The 18,738-nt window shown below is 34.3% G+C and carries 19 protein-coding genes; 8 read left to right on the plus strand and 11 right to left on the minus strand.

Annotated features, from left to right (window positions below):
* The gene (gene metG / locus HM982_RS00165; RefSeq protein WP_179351107.1) at positions 1 to 2,085 is read right to left on the minus strand and encodes a methionine--tRNA ligase; all 2,085 of its coding nucleotides are present in this window, start codon (positions 2,083 to 2,085) and stop codon (positions 1 to 3) included.
* A gap of 148 nt (positions 2,086 to 2,233) precedes the next feature.
* Here metG and HM982_RS00170 point away from each other — a divergent pair, with 148 nt between their 5' ends.
* Positions 2,234 to 2,839 (plus strand): hypothetical protein, encoded by a 606-nt coding sequence (locus HM982_RS00170; protein WP_179351108.1) that lies wholly within the window; start codon positions 2,234 to 2,236, stop codon positions 2,837 to 2,839.
* A gap of 166 nt (positions 2,840 to 3,005) precedes the next feature.
* A complete protein-coding gene (locus tag HM982_RS00175) occupies positions 3,006 to 4,019 on the plus strand; it encodes a S66 peptidase family protein (protein ID WP_179351109.1) in 1,014 nt (337 codons plus the stop codon).
* Here HM982_RS00175 and HM982_RS00180 read toward each other — a convergent pair.
* Positions 4,011 to 4,364, minus strand: coding sequence for a hypothetical protein (locus tag HM982_RS00180; RefSeq protein WP_179351110.1), 354 nt, complete (start codon positions 4,362 to 4,364; stop codon positions 4,011 to 4,013). The two genes, HM982_RS00175 and HM982_RS00180, sit on opposite strands and share 9 nt — an antisense overlap.
* A complete protein-coding gene (locus HM982_RS00185; RefSeq protein ID WP_179351111.1) occupies positions 4,361 to 4,663 on the minus strand; it encodes a hypothetical protein in 303 nt (100 codons plus the stop codon). The genes HM982_RS00180 and HM982_RS00185 overlap by 4 nt, the downstream gene beginning before the upstream one ends.
* Positions 4,664 to 4,862: 199 nt before the next feature.
* Here HM982_RS00185 and HM982_RS00190 point away from each other — a divergent pair, with 199 nt between their 5' ends.
* On the plus strand, positions 4,863 to 5,222 hold the full coding sequence (locus HM982_RS00190; protein ID WP_179351112.1) for a YraN family protein: 360 nt from the start codon (positions 4,863 to 4,865) through the stop codon (positions 5,220 to 5,222).
* Positions 5,223 to 5,365: 143 nt separating this feature from the next.
* On the opposite strand, the gene nadD is transcribed toward HM982_RS00190, so the two are convergent.
* The 4 genes from nadD to HM982_RS00210 all read right to left on the minus strand — a co-directional run bounded on the left by nadD (position 5,366) and on the right by HM982_RS00210 (position 8,638).
* A complete protein-coding gene (gene nadD, locus HM982_RS00195) occupies positions 5,366 to 5,944 on the minus strand; it encodes a nicotinate (nicotinamide) nucleotide adenylyltransferase (protein ID WP_179351113.1) in 579 nt (192 codons plus the stop codon).
* Positions 5,945 to 6,015: 71 nt separating this feature from the next.
* Positions 6,016 to 6,978 carry a D-2-hydroxyacid dehydrogenase gene (locus HM982_RS00200; protein WP_179351114.1) on the minus strand — a complete coding sequence of 321 codons (963 nt, stop codon included), beginning with the start codon at positions 6,976 to 6,978 and terminating at the stop codon, positions 6,016 to 6,018.
* Positions 6,979 to 7,138: 160 nt separating this feature from the next.
* Entirely contained in the window at positions 7,139 to 7,729 is a 591-nt protein-coding gene (gmk, locus tag HM982_RS00205) for a guanylate kinase (protein WP_179351115.1), read from the minus strand.
* 51 nt (positions 7,730 to 7,780) lie between these two features.
* A complete protein-coding gene (locus HM982_RS00210; protein WP_179351116.1) occupies positions 7,781 to 8,638 on the minus strand; it encodes a YicC/YloC family endoribonuclease in 858 nt (285 codons plus the stop codon).
* 134 nt (positions 8,639 to 8,772) lie between these two features.
* Between HM982_RS00210 and HM982_RS00215 the strand changes: the two genes are divergently transcribed.
* On the plus strand, positions 8,773 to 9,252 hold the full coding sequence (locus HM982_RS00215; protein ID WP_179351117.1) for an acyl-CoA thioesterase: 480 nt from the start codon (positions 8,773 to 8,775) through the stop codon (positions 9,250 to 9,252).
* Positions 9,253 to 9,335: 83 nt separating this feature from the next.
* Here HM982_RS00215 and HM982_RS00220 read toward each other — a convergent pair whose 3' ends face one another.
* The 3 genes from HM982_RS00220 to HM982_RS00230 all read right to left on the minus strand — a co-directional run bounded on the left by HM982_RS00220 (position 9,336) and on the right by HM982_RS00230 (position 11,694).
* Positions 9,336 to 10,469 carry a peptidogalycan biosysnthesis protein gene (locus tag HM982_RS00220; protein ID WP_179351118.1) on the minus strand — a complete coding sequence of 378 codons (1,134 nt, stop codon included), beginning with the start codon at positions 10,467 to 10,469 and terminating at the stop codon, positions 9,336 to 9,338.
* 39 nt (positions 10,470 to 10,508) lie between these two features.
* Positions 10,509 to 10,865 (minus strand): arsenate reductase family protein, encoded by a 357-nt coding sequence (locus tag HM982_RS00225; RefSeq protein ID WP_179351119.1) that lies wholly within the window; start codon positions 10,863 to 10,865, stop codon positions 10,509 to 10,511.
* Positions 10,866 to 10,974: 109 nt separating this feature from the next.
* The gene (locus tag HM982_RS00230; RefSeq protein ID WP_179351120.1) at positions 10,975 to 11,694 is read right to left on the minus strand and encodes a DUF3298 and DUF4163 domain-containing protein; all 720 of its coding nucleotides are present in this window, start codon (positions 11,692 to 11,694) and stop codon (positions 10,975 to 10,977) included.
* 152 nt (positions 11,695 to 11,846) lie between these two features.
* Between HM982_RS00230 and HM982_RS00235 the strand changes: the two genes are divergently transcribed.
* Complete coding sequence (locus tag HM982_RS00235; protein WP_179351121.1) at positions 11,847 to 12,986, plus strand: cystathionine gamma-synthase; 1,140 nt, start codon at positions 11,847 to 11,849, stop codon at positions 12,984 to 12,986.
* 86 nt (positions 12,987 to 13,072) lie between these two features.
* Here the strand turns inward: HM982_RS00235 and HM982_RS00240 are convergent, their stop codons facing one another.
* The gene (locus HM982_RS00240) at positions 13,073 to 13,855 is read right to left on the minus strand and encodes a THC0290_0291 family protein (protein WP_179351122.1); all 783 of its coding nucleotides are present in this window, start codon (positions 13,853 to 13,855) and stop codon (positions 13,073 to 13,075) included.
* Between the two features lie 292 nt (positions 13,856 to 14,147).
* Between HM982_RS00240 and gdhA the strand changes: the two genes are divergently transcribed.
* The 3 genes from gdhA (at position 14,148) to recO (ending at position 18,725) form a co-directional block, all read left to right on the plus strand.
* Positions 14,148 to 15,491: an NADP-specific glutamate dehydrogenase gene (gene gdhA, locus HM982_RS00245; RefSeq protein ID WP_179351123.1), complete on the plus strand. Its 1,344-nt coding sequence runs from the start codon at positions 14,148 to 14,150 to the stop codon at positions 15,489 to 15,491.
* A gap of 123 nt (positions 15,492 to 15,614) precedes the next feature.
* Complete coding sequence (gene porZ, locus HM982_RS00250) at positions 15,615 to 18,002, plus strand: type IX secretion system anionic LPS delivery protein PorZ (RefSeq protein WP_179351124.1); 2,388 nt, start codon at positions 15,615 to 15,617, stop codon at positions 18,000 to 18,002.
* A 3-nt stretch (positions 18,003 to 18,005) separates the two neighbouring features.
* The gene (gene recO / locus HM982_RS00255; protein ID WP_179351125.1) at positions 18,006 to 18,725 is read left to right on the plus strand and encodes a DNA repair protein RecO; all 720 of its coding nucleotides are present in this window, start codon (positions 18,006 to 18,008) and stop codon (positions 18,723 to 18,725) included.
* Positions 18,726 to 18,738 lie beyond the last annotated feature (13 nt).

Here is an 18,738-nt window from a genome sequence, read left to right on the forward strand (position 1 = left end):
TTAGCTAATTTGAAGTCCGTTAATTACACTGTCTTTACCTGTGCTGAGCGCAGTCGAAGTATCTGGATTTACAAACACCAAATTACCACCTTCGCCTTCAGTCATTAAAATCATCCCTTGACTTTCTACACCTCTTAATTTTCGTGGTGCTAGGTTGACTAAAACAGTCACGCGTTTTCCAATCACTTCTTCAGGCTTAAAGCTTTCTGCAATACCAGAAACAATAGTTCTGGTGTCTATACCTGTATCGACTTTTAAGACTAAAAGTTTTTTGGTTTTAGGCATTTTTTCTGCTTCGAGAATGGTACCAACGCGTAAATCTAATTTGGTGAAATCTTCAAAAGCAATTTCGTCTTTTTGAGGCTCAATGGCTTTATTTGCGGCTTCATTGGCTTTCTTACTCGCGATTAATTTCTCTAACTGTGCTTCAATTTGAGCATCTTCAATTTTAGAGAATAACAATTCACCTTTACCAATTTTGTGGTTGGCAGGTAGCAGTACCGCTTTAGAGCTGATATCATCCCAAGTGGATTCCGCATCAAGTGCGGAATGACAAAGGATTGATTTTAGTTTATTAGACGTAAACGGTAAAAACGGTTCAGATAACACGGCTAAAGCTGAAGCGATTTGTAAAGCTACAAACATCACCGTTTTGGTACGTGCTTCATCAGTTTTTACAGTTTTCCATGGTTCTTCGTCCGCTAAATATTTGTTTCCTAGTCGTGCTAAGTTCATTAATTCTTGGCTGGCCTCTCTAAAACGGTAGCGTTCAATAGAACTTGAAATAACAGCAGGATAAGCTTTTAAAGCTGCTAGAGTTTCTTCGTCAATAGCACTATATTCTGAAGGTTCTGGAATAACACCATCATAATATTTATTAGTTAAAACCACCACACGATTGATAAAGTTTCCGAAAATAGCTACCAATTCGTTGTTGTTTCTGGCCTGAAAATCTTTCCAAGTAAAGTCGTTATCCTTAGTTTCTGGTGCATTTGCGGTTAAAGCATAACGCAAAACATCTTGTTGATTTGGGAAATCGATTAAATAATCTGGTAACCAAACGGCCCAGTTTTTAGAGGTCGATAATTTCTGGCCTTCTAAATTTAAAAACTCGTTTGCTGGTACATTTTCTGGTAAAATATAAGAGCCTTCAGCCTTTAGCATCGTTGGAAAAATAATACAGTGAAATACAATATTGTCTTTTCCTATAAAGTGAACCAGTTTGGTGTCGTCGTTTTTCCAGTAATCTTCCCAGTTTTTACCTTCGCGTGCGGCCCACTCTTTGGTAGAAGAAATATAACCGATTGGTGCATCAAACCAAACGTAAAGCACTTTGCCTTCGCCACCTTTTACAGGTACCGGAATTCCCCAATCTAAATCTCTGGTTACCGCCCGTGGACGTAAACCATCATCTATCCAGGATTTTACCTGACCGTAAACATTAGGCTTCCAGTCTTTTTTATGGCCTTTTAAAATCCATTCACGTAAAAATTCTTCGTGTTTGTTTAAAGGTAAAAACCAGTGTTTGGTTTCTTTTAGAGTAGGAACATTTCCTGTTATTGCCGATTTCGGATTAATTAAATCCGTGGCATTTAAACTCGATCCACAGCTTTCACATTGATCGCCATAAGCTTCTTCATTACCACATTTAGGGCAAGTTCCGGTTACAAAACGGTCTGCTAAAAACTGATTCGCTTCAGCATCGTATAATTGTTCGGTAACTTCCTCTACAAATTCGTTTTTGTCGTATAGGGTTTTAAAAAATTCTTGAGCGGTATCGTGATGAACTTTCGCAGTGGTACGCGAGTAATTGTCTAGTGAAATTCCAAATTCTTCAAAAGACTGTTTGATGTTGGCGTGGTATTTATCTACAATATCTTGTGGTGTTACGCCTTCTTTTTTAGCCTTTATTGTAATCGGTACACCATGCTCATCACTTCCACAAATAAAAGCGACATCGTTTCCTGTAAGTCTTAAATAACGTGCGTAAATATCTGCAGGGACATAAACGCCTGCTAAATGTCCGATATGAATTGGGCCATTTGTATAAGGTAAAGCTGCGGTTATGGTATATCTTTTTGGCATAGTACTACTTTTAGTAAGTTGCAAAAGTAAACATTTTGTAGTGTGAATTATAATGAAAAGTGCAAACGATTCATCGAAAAAATAATGTAAATGTTTTGTTAAAATCTTAAATAGACTACATTTAGTGCCTAACATAAAAATAATAAAAATGAAAAATTTAAAATTACTTGTATTATTAGTATCAATTAGCTTAGTTTCATTCTCTTGTGATAGTGATGATGACAGTGGTAATGGTGGGAGTTCTGCTGACAGCAAATTAATTTTTGGAGATACGGAATACCAATTAAAAGCAGGAACAATAGAAAATTACGGAGATTATTATGTTGATGGGGTTTTTAATTTTGATATCGCTTTATTAAGTTCTGAAATTTCAATAGTAGATGGATACACAGAACCAACAGATGCTGTTTATTCAGGTGTTTATTTTGAGTTGTTTACTTTAAGTGAAGATGATATTGCTGAAGGTGTATATACGTTTGGAGGTACTGGTGGTGAAGGAACCTTTAATGATGCAGAAGTATTCATCGATTATAGTTTGGATGGTGAATCTGATTATTACTCTGTAGACTCAGGAACTTTTACAGTTTTAGATGATGGTACAACCTACGAGTTAGAATTTGAAGGAACGGTTTCTGATGGTACTGCTTTTTCAGGATATTACAAAGGATCTCTAGAAGCAATGGATTATTCGTCTGAATTAGATCGTTCAGCGACACCTAGTTTAAGAAAAACGAGAACATTATTTAATAAATAATATTTTATAATTTATTCATAAAAAAAAGAGATGGTCAATTGGCCATCTCTTTTTTTTGTGAATAAATTTAGTGTTGTAAAATGTTTGAGTACTTTTTAGAAGTGTTATTCGTTAGTTTAATTGTTAAGCTTCAATTTTTACTTTTTATATTTACAAAAATTCTTATATGACCTTGAAAAAGCACGCTCTATATCTAATTCTAACGCTCATTATGATTGTAAATACAGGCATTAAGGCTCAAAACAACACGGATAATTCATCAAACTTAATACAGCCTCCATATTTAAAAGCTGGTGATACGGTTGCCATTGTAGCACCTTCAGGAATTTTAAAAAGTAGAGAAGGAGAAGTCCAGCAAGCTGTAGCACTTATAAAAGATTGGGGTTTGCATGCGATTGTAGGTAAAAATGTTTTTAACCAAGGGAATCATTTTGCAGGAACGGATGACGAGCGTTGTGAAGACTTACAAAATGCTATGGACGACCCAAGTATTAGTGCTATTTGGTGTGCAAGAGGGGGATACGGAACCGTTAGGATTTTAGATAAATTGAATTATACCAAATTTAAGAAAAAACCAAAATGGATTATTGGTTATAGTGATATTACAGCCTTACATAATCAGGTTCATAATGAAGGGTTTCAGTCCTTGCACGCCTTAATGTGTGTGAGTTTAACTAAGAATTTAGACGATATAGAAGAGACCGTTTCAACGTTTAAATCGGCTATTTTTGGGCAGCCAAAAGACTATGCGTTAAAAGGGTCTAATTATAATAGAATAGGAGAAACGTCTGGCGAATTGGTAGGTGGAAACCTCACCATATTGCATACTATGTTAGGCTCTAAGGAAAGTATTGATACTGCCGGAAAAATTCTTTTTATTGAAGAGATTGGCGAATATAAATATCATATAGACCGTATGTTACAAAGTATGAAGCGTGCCGGATATTTTGATAATTTAAATGGTCTTGTGGTTGGTGATATGTCTAGAATTCGAAAAAACACGACTCCTTGGGGAACTTCGATTGAGCAGTTAATTTTGGATGCTTTAGAGGATTACGACTTCCCTATAGCGTTTAATGTGCCAGCAGGACATGAAAAAGATAACAGAGCCTTGGTATTAGGACGAACTGTGGATTTGAAGGTTGGTAAAGGCACAGCGACTTTAAAGTTTTCAGAATAATTTTTTCTGTAGCTTAAAAAATATAGTGGCACTAATAAAGTAAAGGACGACATCCATAACATCACTAGTGTAACGTGTATTTAGTTGTGGCATTAACCATTCAAAATATAATGAAAAATAGACGGTCAGTGCTAAAACGACAATGAGAGGTACATATAATGTTTCGTCTTTTTTAATAATTCTAAGCACTGCTAAGCATAAGCTCAAAACGATGGGCATGCACAAAAAATCATTGACATAAAAATTAATCCAATCCGGAAGAGATACATCTAAACGTTGACCTAGGTAGATTGCAGCAGCCAACAATACACTACAAAGGAAAATAGGATGTTTTAAAATCGTCATGCTGCAATTGCTGAAAACACCCAAGCAATAAACATACCTATGGCAATAAATCCCATCCAAATAGAGTGAAAGACTCTAACAAAAACACGAACGATTAAATAGCGATGGTCTTTGTATTTGTTATAAAACGAAGGTGACGCTTCTTTTTGAATACGTTCGCGCTCACGACGTTCTTTTTCGGCTTTTTTATTGGCGAGTTCTCGTCTTTTCTTATAAGACAAAAGCGTATTGCAATTGGTACAATACTCTTTGTTTGTGTTATAGAGACCACAATTTGGACATTTAATATGACTAGCCATTTCGCATGATTAACTGAATAACAAAGATAGGGTTTATTGCAGGATTTTATGTGCTTAAAACCACGATGCTTTAACTCAGATTGTTCACTATTAATTAAATACCTAACAATTTTGTATCTTGATGCTAGCTGTTAAAGACCATCAAATTTAACCTTGTTACTTTTCTTGATAGTTATTAGCATTGATAGAAGCTTAGTATATGGCACAACACAACGAACTTGGAGAATTAGGAGAGCAACTCGCTGCGGATTATTTAATGCAGAAAGGTTATGAAATTCTAGAACGCAATTACGTATTTCAAAAAGCCGAAATAGATATTATAGCTAAACACAATAATCAAATGATTTGTGTCGAAGTAAAAACTCGAAATTCTGACTTTTTTGGTGACCCACAAGAATTTGTAACCCCTGGTAAAATTAAACTGCTTGTAAAGGCGATGGATGCTTTTATTCTTGAAAATGATATTGATTTAGAAACCCGTTTTGATATCGTTGCGGTTTTGAAAAATAAGACCACAGAGCAAATTACACATTATGAGGATGCTTTTTATTATTTCTAAATTCCCGTGAAAACGGGAATCCTATGAATAACTACGGAATTTTCATGGTATATACTAATGCTTTCAAAAAGTTTGGGACAGATTATGTCTAAACTTTAATGATCTAGGTTTTTCTTTATGAGATTCCTGCGTTCGCAGGAATGTTACCTATAAAACCCCATCTCATCAATGAGTTCCCAGACATGTTCTGGTATCATGGGTCTTACATTTTTTCTAGCCTTAATTTCATCGCGTATAAACGTAGAGGAAAGTTCCATAATAGGTGCTTCTACTTTAGTGATTTTAGGATGCTTCTCAAATTGTGCGTCCACTTTTCCCTTAGATAATCTTGGGTAGACATAGATGTCGTGATTTTCTAGGATAAGCGCACTGTTTTTCCATTTGTGAAAACTTTTCAAATTGTCTTCACCCATAATTAGGGAAAACTCATGTGTTGGATGTTTTTCAATAAGATAAGTTAAGGTGTCTATCGTATAGTTAGGTTGTTTTAAACCAAATTCAATATCACTTGGTCGTAACTTATCATAATCCTTTGTTGCTAAATGCACCATGTCTAGACGATGGTAATTGTCTAGCAAACTACTTTTCTTTTTAAAAGGGCTCAACGGGGTCACTACAAACCAGATTTGGTCTAAATCGCTATGTTCTGCTAAATGATTAGCAATAGTTAAATGCCCCACGTGAATGGGATTAAATGTGCCGAAATAAAGACCGATTTTCATAATTTGTTATCTAAAATAGCTTTTTTGAAGTGTTTTCGTAATGCTGTTAGGCGTTTGTATTAGAAAGGGGGCTAATTTACAACATTAATAGGGTTGCCTTCTAAATACGACTTTAAATTTTTAACGGTTGTTTGCATCATTCTATGTCTTGAAGCTTTTGGCGCCCAAGCGATATGTGGTGTAATAATGCAGTTTTTAGCACCTAACAATGGGTTGTCGGCCTCTATAGGTTCTGTTGAAACAACATCTACAGCGGCACCTGCAACTTTTTCTGAATTTAGTGCCGATTTTAAATCTTCTTCAATAATTAATCCGCCTCGTGCCGTGTTGATGAGCATAACGCCATCTTTCATTTTAGCGATGTTAGCTTTATTGATAATGCCTTTTGTGCTTTCGGTTTGCGGACAGTGTAAACTGATAATATCTGAAGATTCAAACAACGCATCTAAGTCAACATATTGGCAAGTTTCAGATTCTAAATCTGGATTTTTACTCCGGTTGTAGGCCAAAATATTTAAACCAAAAGCTTGGGCCATTTGAGCTGTGGCTTGTCCTATTTTTCCAAAACCAATAATGCCTAGGGTTTTTCCGTCTAGTTCTATAAGTGGACTGTTCCAAAAGCAAAAATCTGGTGCTGCGGTCCACTCCCCATCTTTTACGGCATCGGAATGTGCACCTACATGATGACAAAGCTCAAGCAATAAAGCCATCGTGAATTGGGCAACAGCTTGTGTACCATAGGTGGGTACATTAGCAACTGTTATTCCTATTGATTTAGCAGCTTCAAGGTCAATATTATTAAAGCCTGTTGCCAAAACGCCAACATATTTTAAATGCGGCGCTTGATTTAAAACGGATTTTGATAAAGGGGTTTTATTAGTAAAAACAATTTCTGCATCACTGATGTTCTTCAGAATTTCCTTTGAATCAAATTCCGTACGGTCATAAACTTTTAAATCGCCAAATTGACGGATGTCATCCCAACTTAGGTCACCTGGGTTTAAAGTGTACCCATCTAATACCACAATTTTCATGTCGTCATCTTTAAAGTTATAGGTAAATTTAAAAATAAAAATTAGGGGAACAATGCTCAGATTAACCAATTAATGAGGTAGTAGTTGAGCATAACGAATCTGTTACGACTTTGTCCATGTAGAACAATAATCGTAATATATTTTAAAATAGGAAAAAGCGTTATTCGTTTATGAAGTTAGATACCAGTTTATAAGCATTTTCTAAGGCTTTGTCTAAGTCAGAATTAACCACGATCTCATCAAAAAGTGGTGCTGTTGCTAATTCTGCAGGTGCTTTAGAAACACGCATACTTATTTTGTCTTCACTTTCTTCGCCGCGTTCTTTTAAGCGTCTTACCAACTCATTTAAATCGGGTGGTTTTACAAAAATAGCTAAGGTTTGTTCTGGGAATTTTCGTTTAATACGTAAACCGCCAGACACATCAATATCAAAAATAACATGTTTACCTTTAGCCCAAATGCGTTCAATTTCTGTTTTTAAAGTGCCGTAAAAATTATCTCTATAAACCTCTTCCCATTCTAAAAACTCATCGTTTTTAATTCGGTTTTTAAATTCTTGAAGCGATAAATAATAATAGTCTTTTCCGTTGATTTCATTGCCGCGTTTATCACGCGATGTAGCCGAAATTGAAAATTCTAAATTGAGTTCTTGCTGTTTTAATAAATGACGAACTATAGTTGTTTTTCCGGAACCTGATGGTGCTGAAAATACGATGAGTTTACCTTGGACTTCGTTTTTGATTTCTGACACTTTTGAATTATTTTTTTTTACTGAAAACTGTGATTGAGACGGTTGACTAATTTATAGCACATTCAACATTTGTTCTTTAATCTTTTCGAGTTCATCTTTCATCTGAACCACTAATTTTTGCATTGGTGCATAATTAGATTTCGAACCTATAGTATTGATTTCACGACCTATTTCCTGAGATATAAAACCGAGTTTTTTTCCGTTAGAGTCGCCTGATTTTAAGGTCTTAATGAAATAATCTAAGTGATTATCTAGTCTGACTTTTTCTTCAGTAATATCAAATTTTTCGATGTAATAAACCAATTCTTGCTCAAAACGGTTTTCATCTACCTTTTCTTTTAGGTCTGCAATACCTTTTTCTAAACGTGTTCTAACACCGTCAATACGCTCTGGGTCCATGGCAATGACTTCGTCTAACAATTGTTTAAGGGTTGTAATTCTATCTACAAAATCTTGATTTAAAGTTTCACCTTCATCTTTTCTGTAAATAACAATGTTTGTGATGGCTTCATTGATTCCTTCGGCTATTTGTGTCCATTCTTCCTCGTCAATATCATCACGTTCTGTAGTGACAGCATCAGGCAAACGAATGGCCATTTTTAGTAACTCTGTAGCGTCACCATCAACCACTTCTTTGAGTTGTTTAATGTATTCGTTTACAACGGTTTTGTTGATTTTTGAACTTGTATCTTCACCTGTGATTTCAACAAAAAGTGAAAAATCGACCTTACCTCTCACTAAGTGCCTTGAAATCAGTTTCCTAATATCTAATTCTTTCGCACGATACATAGAAGGCATACGAGCGTTGAGGTCAAGATTTTTACTGTTTAGTGATTTTAACTCTATAGTGATTTTTTTGGTTGGGAGCTGTAGTACAGATTTCCCATAACCTGTCATGGATTGTATCATTAAGACGCTTTAATTAAAGTTGTGCAAAGGTACAAAATTCAATGTTTATAGCGATGGATTAAAAATTTTACAAACTATTATGCATGCATAGGTTACTTTCATAACTTTGTTTGATAAAAGAAAAAGGAATAAAGATGTATAAAAAACAATTTGAAATTCGCTGGAGCGATGTTGATGCTAATGGGCATTTAGCTAATTCTGCATATACCAATTTTATGAGTCACGCTAGGATGGCTTTTTTTACTGAGAAGGGGTTTACGATGCCAGAGATAATGAAATTCAATGTTGGTCCTGTGGTGTTTTATGAACACATGTATTATTTTAAGGAATCATTTCTTGGAACACCAATTACGGTAACTATTGAGGTGTCTGGTTTAAGTGAAGATGGTATGTTGTTTATGTTTGAACACAATTTTTATAACCATAAAGGCGAGCATTTAGCCTATTGCGAAATGCAAGGGGCTTGGATAGATTTAAAAGCGCGTAAACTAACTGCTTTACCAGGGGTTTTATTAGAATTGGCGCACAAGTTTCCTAAGTCTGAAAGCTTTAAAGTGTTAACTAAAGAAGATACTCGTAAGCATGGGGTGAAACCTAAGGCGATGAAATTATAAAATCAATGCTTAAAAGACCTCAAGGGTTTTTTAAATCTTTGAGGTCTAAAATTTTATAAGATACCTGTTTTTGCAGGAATTAGTTATTTAAAAACCGAATGTTGCTTAAAGGATTTTATGTTCACATTCTGTATAAATGGCCTTAATATCTGATTAGGTAAATACCGTTTATGTTTACAGTAGCAAGTCAATTCTTTTGGCTTTGCGCCAAGGGTACTTTTAATTTCAGAGGCGGTTCTACCTAAGTTAATCTGCTTTGTTTTTAATTTAATTCCTAAGCGAACATAGTCGTTTAAAATTCTTGGATAGATAGCATATTCTTTGTTTTTGGAATAATCGATTCCAATAAAATGGGCATCAAGATGGGTTCCGTTTTGCATGGCAGATAGAAAACCTACTAATTTTTCTTCTAGAAAATAGCCTTGGACTATAAATTCATCTTTAAAAGCTTTTTTAAGATGAATATAGGTGTCAAGGTTTAATATTTGCGCATTAAAATCGGCATTCTCTATCGTGTTTTGATAAAGGTTTTGTAATTCGTTTTTGTGAATTTTAATAGTCTCTTCAGAAAATGATTTTGTGACTAAAGTTTCACTTTTCGCATCAGCCCTATTGGCTTTTACGCGATATTTAGATTTTAAGGCTTTGGTATAATCTTCAAAAGAATGCCATTCGGGTTTTAGTGTGATAATCATGTTAGGTTCCACTTGCATGGCTGTGTAGGCTTCAACTTTAAGATGATTTGTAATAGGTAGTGATTCATTTTCAAAATCCTTTACAAAAATGGCACTGAGGTTTTTAGTGCTTTTTGAAAGCTGTTTTACCGCTTTAGAAATGGCTTTAAAAGTGTCATTTTTATTTTCACCATCTTTTAAAAAGGTCCCATATTCACCACTTAAAAAGATATTGCCGCAGAATAAAATACGTAGGTGATTATTGCAAAACATATTGTTTACCGTACATCTAATATGATCCGACATACTAATGTTTTTAGTAATAGTTTCTACACCAATAGTGACTATTTGTGTATTAGCAAAAGCTACGGGTTTTTCATTTTGTAAAATAAATATATAATTGAATTCTATATTGGTATTGGCTATTTCAAAAGCATTTAAAAATTCGGGAGAATAATAAATGTTGTTAGCGCATTCTAGACTATTCCAATAAGATTTTGGAATAGCAGCTACCGTTTTAAACACTACAGAGGAATAGGGCAAATTATGTTGCTTTTTTTTAGCGGTGAGTAGGTTAGATTTTTAGGATTGATGAATAGCTAGTTTCGCAGCTTCTACTGTTTTCTTTGAATTACCTATAAATATTTGGTTATTAACTAATAAAACTGGTCGTTTTAGAAAGGTATAATGTTCTAAAATGTAGGTTTTATAATCAGATTCAGTTAGCGATTTTTCTTTTAAGCCTAATTCTTTATATAGTCTAGCACGTTTACTAAACAGGTTCTCGTAACTACCTGTAAGTTCGTGCATGTCTTCAATCTGTTGCTCAGTAATAGGCTCTGTTTTTATATCTTGACGTTGAAAGTCTTCAGGTAAATTCAGCTCATTTATAATTCGTGTGCAGGTATTACAACTGTTTAAATAGTATATTTTGTTCATGGTATTATCATTTGTGTGCAACTTGTAAAGTTAGCGTCTTTAAAATTGAAAAGTTGTCTTTAAGGAAGTCTGAAGATAACTTAAATAAGTGCAAATATTGAAAATGAATTTAATCGACTTTTAAATAAGGCTCGACCTCGCTGTAAGGAATCATAAACTCGGTGTAACCTCTATCGTAAGATGCTACTTCATAAACATTGTAAAGTAAGACCAAACCGTCTTCACTAAATCCGATGTTTTCTGGTAAATGAAAGGGCTCTCCAAAAAAGAAATCTTCCATTTTAAGGTTATTGTCTTTAGTAATTAGTGATTTTTCAAAGTGTTCTTCAGCTAATGTTTTAAAGTCGTCCTTTTGAGTTATTAAATCGTCAAAATTTAAAACCTCACCAGTTTTAGCATCTAAATTGAGAAATTTAATTTTATCATTACCATGTGCACCACCTTTAAATTCGTAAGTGCTTATCGCTAGTGTAATAACGGATTCAGATTGATAGCTTAATTCGGTTTCAATATGAAGTTCCCAAATCGGTTCAGTAACCTCTGAAAATTCATTTTTGAAGGTAAGGTACTCATTATTAAATGCTTCTAATACTGCATTTAAATCCGATTTTTTTTCTGGTGTATTTAAAGTTTCAATAATGGCTTTCTCAACATTTGTATTAATAGTTTTGCTGAGGTCTGAGTTTCCTATAGCCTTGCTGTAAACTGCTGAAATTTCAGCTTCAAAAGAGGTTTCAACAGCTGTAGTTTCAAAACTCGCTGGTTTAATTTCTGAATCACAGGCGATTAAAAACAAGGTGAGAATGAAAAAAGGGATTATTCGTTTCAAAGTCATTGAGGTTATGTTAAACATACAATAAAGGTATTGTTTAGATTTCAATAGAACGAATTATCCATTAAATTTGTTGTCATACAATAGCGATAATTCTAAAAGTTAAGACACAATTAGATAAATTACGTTTCCTTTATAATTTACATTTCATGAAATTCAATACAAAAACAATCCATGGTGGCCAAAAACCCGATGCAGCTTACGGTGCGGTAATGCCTCCAATTTATCAGACGTCTACTTATGCACAATCGACTCCTGGAGGTCATAAAGGTTTTGAATATTCACGTTCAGGAAATCCCACACGTCAGGCTTTAGAACAAGCTTTTGCAAGCTTAGAAAACGGGAATTATGGTTTGGCATTTGGTTCTGGTTTAGCAGCTATTGATGCGGTTTTAAAATTATTAAAACCAGGTGACGAAGTGGTATCAACTAGTGATATATATGGTGGTACTTATCGTTTGTTTACGAAGATATTCGAGGATTTTGGTATTGTATTTCATTTTATAGGGATGGAAAATGCAGACATTATTGAAGACTATATTAATAGCAATACAAAGCTTATTTGGGTAGAAACGCCAACTAATCCGTTACTTAATATTATTGATATTGGAGCGGTTGCTAAAATTGCTAATAAACATCATATCCTTCTTGCTGTAGATAACACTTTTGCCACGCCATATTTGCAACAGCCTTTAGATTTAGGTGCCGACATTGTAATGCATTCGGCAACTAAATATTTGGGAGGACATAGTGATTTGGTGATGGGTGCATTAGTGGTTAAGGACAAAGATTTGGCAGATCGCTTGTGTTTTATTCAGAGGGCGAGTGGTGCTATATGTGGCCCTCAAGATTCGTTTCTGGCGCTAAGAGGCATAAAAACCTTACACGTACGTATGCAACGGCATTGTGAAAATGCGAGTGTTGTGGCGACATATTTAGAGCAGCATCCTAAAATTGAACATGTCTATTGGCCGGGTTTTAAAAATCATCCCAATCATGATATCGCAAAACTACAAATGAGCGGTTTTGGCGGGATGCTTTCTTTTACGACCAAAGGCAATAACTATAAAGAAGCGATTAAAATTGTTGAGAATTTAAAAGTATTTACCCTTGCGGAGTCGTTAGGTGGTGTAGAGTCTTTAGCGGGACATCCGGCAAGTATGACACATGCAAGTATTCCAAGAGAAGAACGCGAAAAGCTAGGCGTTGTAGATTCGCTAATAAGATTAAGTGTTGGTATAGAAGATGAAGCCGATTTAATTGCCGATTTAGAACAGGCAATAGGCTAATTGAGAATGGCCATTTAATATGATAAAAAAAGACCAAATTTTACGATTTGGTCTTTTTGTGTATTGTATGTTTTGTTTATAGCTTTTTAATCTAGATAATGGATATAACCAAAATTTAACCAAACTAGCCAATCATTAGTTTTATTAGAATCTAATTGGTGGTCTAGTCCATCAGATTTGTCATTAAAAAAGCTTTGGAATTTTAAGTCAACTACCAAATCGGACATTCTAGTAAGATTGTATCTTGTGCCAATACTACTCACAATAGACCATGTTGAGCCACTTATATCACTTACAGAACCAGGTTCCCAGCTTGGGTAAAAATTATTAGCATTATCAATATTTTGGTCACCATATGTGGTACTTACACTCGGGGCATAAGAGACATATTGAGCACCTAAACTTATATAAGGCGCAAAAGAAGTTTCTCCATAGGAGTAATCTCTAATGCTTAGTGGGAAGAATTCTAATTGTGCACCTAAATTCCAGTTTTGAGCTTCTCCAGAATGTGCTTTTAATTTATCTGCACTAGAACCTTCTCGATCTACCCATGTACCATAATGATTTAGAGTGGTCTTATTCCAAGAAAGTTCAGCACGTACTTTAAAATGATCTCTAAAGTAATTGTCCCTTGAGCGGTAACTGTAATTAGAACGGTAGTCAAAGTTCATATAGTATACTAAACCAATACCGAATCCTATATTACCAGAGTTTGTTTCAAAGTCATAACGTTCACCAAAGTCAGATTGATAAGCTAATGGACCAGCAACGACTCCGACTTCATGAGAAAACCCTAATTGTGCGTAACTTAATTGCATTGTAAACAAAAATGCAAACGGAATAATTAGATTTTTTATATTTAATGTCATGTCAATTTCAAATTGAAACTCTTTAGAGAGCAAATATATAAAAACTCGACGAAATACAAAGTAAAACGGATGAAATGCGCATTTTATGATTGTTTTTAGAAATAAATTATTAATAATTTAAAAAAATTAGACCAGAAAAATAAAAAATTAACGCTTACTTTTGTAGGATAAGCAATATCGAGACAATATATTATAAATTTCTAGACTATTGCATAAATAGATCTGTTTTTATGTGAGATTTTTTTTTGAGCGAGATTTTAACCTTAAAATTCAGATCGTAAAATCATAAATAATGAAAGATAAAATAGATGCTTTTCTAAATGTTGTTAAAGACCGAAATGGTCATGAGCCAGAGTTTTTACAAGCTGTTCAAGAAGTTGCAGAAACGGTTATTCCTTATATTGAAACACACCAAATATATCAAGGAAAAAAGATTCTTCTAAGAATGGTAGAACCTGAACGATTAATTTCTTTCAGAGTCAGCTGGATTGATGATTCAGGAGAAATACAAGTTAATCGTGGTTATAGAATTCAAATGAACTCGGCCATCGGTCCTTATAAAGGCGGGTTGCGTTTTCATCCAACGGTTAATGCTAGTATTTTAAAATTTTTAGCTTTTGAGCAAGTGTTTAAAAATGCTTTAACCACTTTGCCAATGGGTGGTGGTAAGGGAGGGTCAGACTTTGATCCTAAAGGAAAGTCTGATAATGAAATCATGAATTTTTGCCAAGCATTTATGAGTGAGTTATTCAAGTATATCGGGCCTAATACAGATGTGCCAGCGGGAGATATTGGTGTAGGCGGAAGAGAAATTGGCTATATGTTTGGAATGTATAAAAAATTAAAAAATGAATTTACCGGCGTTCTTACAGGAAAGGGAGCTTCTTGGGGTGGCTCTTTAATACGACCAGAAGCAACAGGTTATGGTAACGTTTATTTTGCAGCCAATATGCTAAGCAGACAGGAGCAATCTTTTAAAGGTAAACGTGTGCTTATTTCAGGATCAGGAAATGTTGCTCAATATGCTGCAGAAAAAGCCATTGAATTAGGTGCTATTGTTTTAACACTATCAGATTCTGGAGGCTATATTTATGATGAAGAAGGCATCACTGCTGAAAAATTAAAGCATGTAATGTTTATTAAAAATGACAAACGAGGACGTATAAGTGAGTATGTAGATAAATATCCAAACGCCACGTATGTTAAAGACGCAAGACCTTGGTCTATAAAATGTGATATTGCTCTACCATGCGCCACTCAAAATGAATTAAATGGCGAGGAAGCTAAGCAACTTATTAAAAATGGATGTATCTGTGTATCAGAAGGTGCTAATATGCCTTCAACACCAGAAGCGATTCATGAGTTTCAAAAAGCGCATATTTTATTCTCTCCAGGAAAAGCTTCTAATGCAGGTGGTGTAGCTACTTCTGGTTTAGAGATGAGTCAAAATTCATTACGCTTAAGTTGGTCGAGAGCTGAAGTCGATGAGAAGTTAAAAGGTATTATGGAAGCTATTCACGATGCTTGTGTAACGTACGGGAAAAACGAAGATGGTTCTGTAGATTACATTAAAGGCGCTAATATTGCAGGTTTTGTAAAAGTAGCTGATGCCATGTTGGCTCAAGGTGTCGTTTAAACGTCTTTTAGTATAATAAAATAAGCTTCTGTGATTTTCATGGAGGCTTTTTTAATGACATAATATATGAATAGCACAATATTATCGTTACTATTAATATCTTTGAACAAATCTAACTGACTAATGCGCCATATTGTTTTTAAAATCTTTATCCTCATTTTTGGGCTAACTGCTTCATGTTATAGTCAAGATTTTTCGTCGTTATGGAAAGCACACTACTCATATAATGATATTGTTGATGTGGTTAGTGGAGAAGATAAAATTTATGCCGCAGCTCAAAATGCTGTTTTTGAATATCACACATTAACTAACGAATTAAGTACAATTACGACGATAGACGGTTTATCTGGTGAAGAAATCACGACCATTTATTATAGTGAATTATATCAATATTTACTTGTTGGCTATGAGACCGGGTTAATTGAGATTTATTCTGAATCTGAAGAAGAGGAAGTGCTAGCTGTCGTTGATATTTTAGAGAAACAAAATATCACCCCTGCCAATAAACGAATCAATCATTTTTATGAACACGAAGGCTTAATTTATATCTCAACCGATTACGGTGTTTCAGTGTATGATATCGATCGTTTAGAGTTTGGAGATACTTATTTTTTAGGAAATGGAGGTGCACAGATCAGTGTAAAACAAGTGTCTGTTTTAAATGATGAAATTTATGTCGCTTGTTTGGATGGTAATGGTGTAAAAAAAGCAGATTTAAGCAATCCTAATTTAATAGATTATCAGCAGTGGCAAACGCTCATTATGGGAGATTTCTATACTATTAATACTGTAAATAATAAGTTATATACAGTACGAAGTAATAGAGTCATTTATGAAATAAGTGGTGGATCGTTAAATGCGCTATCTACCTTACCTTTATTACCCATTGATGCTGATGTATCGGATGCTGGTCTGATTTACTCTACAACAAATACCGTATATATATATGATGAAAATATGCTATTGGTAAGTAGTTTTCAGCCTACGGTAGATTTTGAAACTAATTTTACTTCTGCAATCACATTGAACAATGCTATTTATATTGGTACGGGATCCTTAGGTGTACTTAAAAATACGATTTCTAATTCTGAAATTTATACAGAAATTAGACCTAATGGCCCTTTGTTTAATGAAACATTTAGACTTAATGCAGAAACCAATACCGTTTGGACCAGTTTTGGAGATTATACACAAGATTTTGTTCCTACTCCGCTTCGGTCTAGAGGGATAAGTTATTATAGAAATGAAGCCTGGGAAAGCATTCCTTACGATAGTATTTTTGAAGCTAAGAACCTTAATACCATTTCTGTAAATCCTTTTAATTATAATCAGGTTTTTGTAAGCTCATTTCAAAATGGACTTTTAGAAGTTAATAATTTTGAACCTACCATATTATATAACGAAAGCAATAGTGATTTAGAATCTTTAGTAGTGCCAGGTTCACCAGGAGTTTATGGTATAAGAATGTCTGCAACAGATTTTGATAGTAATGGTCTACTGTGGACTATAACTTCGCTTTTGTTTGAGCCCTTAAAATCTTATGACCCGTCCTCGGGAAATTGGCAGAGTTATGATTTTTCTGCTATTATACAAGATGCCATTAATGATGAATTAGGTTATTCTGATATCGCTATCGATAACAGCGGTACTAAATGGATTGGAGGTTATTCTAATGGTATTTATGCTTATAATGAATCTGTTGGAAATAATCCGCTGCGAAACATAAAGTCAGAAGAACAGAATTTACCAAGTAATGTTGTTACTTCATTGGCTATAGATAATAGAAATCAACTTTGGGTGGGTACAGTTTCGGGATTAAGAGTGCTTTATAATACCTCTGGATTTTATGACGATACAAACCCAAGTCTAAGTTCAATTATTATTTTAGAAGATGGCATTGCTAAGGAGTTATTAGAAGGGCAGACCATCACTGATATAGAAGTTGATGGCTCTAATAATAAATGGATTGGTACGGTAGACTCTGGGGTGTTTTATTTTTCTTCAGATGGCCAAAGTACCATATATCATTTTACAACTGATAACTCTCCATTACCGTCTAATGGGATTAATGATATCTCTATAGATCCCGATAATGGTGAGGTTTATATAGCAACTACAAAAGGATTACTCTCTTATAAGGCCGGTGGTTCTAAGACTGGAGAAACCTTAGAAGATGCTTTTGTTTATCCCAATCCTGTTAGACCAGAATACAATATATTAGGTTTTAATAACCTTACTGATATTAATAAAGGTGTAAAGGTTAGTGGACTTACAGAGCGCGTAAATATTAAGATTACTGATATTGAAGGGAATCTTGTTGCAGAAGCACAGTCTAACGTTAACCTACGATCTTCTAATACCAATTATAATTTTGCTATAGACGGAGGAACAGCCGTTTGGAACGGTAAAAACATGGGCGGTAATGTGGTAAGAACAGGGGTTTATCTAATTATGATTTCAGATTTAGATTCTTATGAAACTAAAGTGCTAAAAGTTCTTATTGTCCGATAGCGTATGCGTACAAAAAATAATAGCATTGTCCTTTCTAAACTAAAATATAGAGATAACGACCTTATTGTTAAATGTTATACCGAACAGCGTGGCGTAGTGAGCTACCTCTTGCGCGGCGTTTTAAAATCTAAAAAAGGCTTATCAAAAACGGTGTATTATCAAGCGTTGTCTCAACTTGAAATTGAAGAAAACTATAAACCCAACCAATCCCTGCATTTTATCAGTGAAGTAAAGTTTAATTACATTTACAAAAGTCTTCACACTCACATTTATAAAGGCGCTATTGTATTGTTTTTATCCGAAATTCTTTCAACGGTTTTAAAGGAAGAGGAAAAAAACCAAGATTTATTTCAGTTTATTGAAGCTGCACTTCAGTATTTGGATAATGAGGACCAATTTTCAAACTTTCATTTGTTGTTTCTTTTAAAGCTAACACGCTATTTAGGTTTTCAACCCGGAAACTTAAATTCAGATTATCCATATTTTAATTTAGAATCAGGAATTTTTGAAGCTTCAAATCGGGGGACTTATTCTGTTTCTGGTGAAAATTTAACACTGTTAAAACAGCTGTTAGGCACAAGTTTTGATGACCTATACCATATAAAAATCAAAGGAAAACAACGGCAAGAATTTTTGAATATCTTGTTGTTTTATTTTGAGTTACATCTAGGAAGTTTTAAAAGGCCTAAATCGTTACAGGTACTTAATGAGGTTTTTCATTAAGCGAAATTAGTTT

Source organism: Winogradskyella vidalii (genome assembly GCF_013403955.1).
GTDB lineage: Bacteria > Bacteroidota > Bacteroidia > Flavobacteriales > Flavobacteriaceae > Winogradskyella > Winogradskyella vidalii.

Coding starts and splice junctions, on each gene's coding strand:
- HM982_RS00225 (WP_179351119.1), bottom strand. CDS start 10,865: ATGAACAAAATATACTATTTAAACAGTTGTAATACCTGCACACGAATT.
- nadD (WP_179351113.1), bottom strand. CDS start 5,944: ATGAAAATCGGTCTTTATTTCGGCACATTTAATCCCATTCACGTGGGG.
- HM982_RS00240 (WP_179351122.1), bottom strand. CDS start 13,855: ATGACATTAAATATAAAAAATCTAATTATTCCGTTTGCATTTTTGTTT.
- HM982_RS00185 (WP_179351111.1), bottom strand. CDS start 4,663: ATGGCTAGTCATATTAAATGTCCAAATTGTGGTCTCTATAACACAAAC.
- metG (WP_179351107.1), bottom strand. CDS start 2,085: ATGCCAAAAAGATATACCATAACCGCAGCTTTACCTTATACAAATGGC.
- HM982_RS00175 (WP_179351109.1), top strand. CDS start 3,006: ATGACCTTGAAAAAGCACGCTCTATATCTAATTCTAACGCTCATTATG.
- recO (WP_179351125.1), top strand. CDS start 18,006: ATGCGTACAAAAAATAATAGCATTGTCCTTTCTAAACTAAAATATAGA.
- gdhA (WP_179351123.1), top strand. CDS start 14,148: ATGAAAGATAAAATAGATGCTTTTCTAAATGTTGTTAAAGACCGAAAT.
- porZ (WP_179351124.1), top strand. CDS start 15,615: ATGCGCCATATTGTTTTTAAAATCTTTATCCTCATTTTTGGGCTAACT.
- HM982_RS00200 (WP_179351114.1), bottom strand. CDS start 6,978: ATGAAAATTGTGGTATTAGATGGGTACACTTTAAACCCAGGTGACCTA.
- HM982_RS00235 (WP_179351121.1), top strand. CDS start 11,847: ATGAAATTCAATACAAAAACAATCCATGGTGGCCAAAAACCCGATGCA.
- HM982_RS00170 (WP_179351108.1), top strand. CDS start 2,234: ATGAAAAATTTAAAATTACTTGTATTATTAGTATCAATTAGCTTAGTT.
- HM982_RS00180 (WP_179351110.1), bottom strand. CDS start 4,364: ATGACGATTTTAAAACATCCTATTTTCCTTTGTAGTGTATTGTTGGCT.
- HM982_RS00190 (WP_179351112.1), top strand. CDS start 4,863: ATGGCACAACACAACGAACTTGGAGAATTAGGAGAGCAACTCGCTGCG.
- HM982_RS00210 (WP_179351116.1), bottom strand. CDS start 8,638: ATGATACAATCCATGACAGGTTATGGGAAATCTGTACTACAGCTCCCA.
- HM982_RS00215 (WP_179351117.1), top strand. CDS start 8,773: ATGTATAAAAAACAATTTGAAATTCGCTGGAGCGATGTTGATGCTAAT.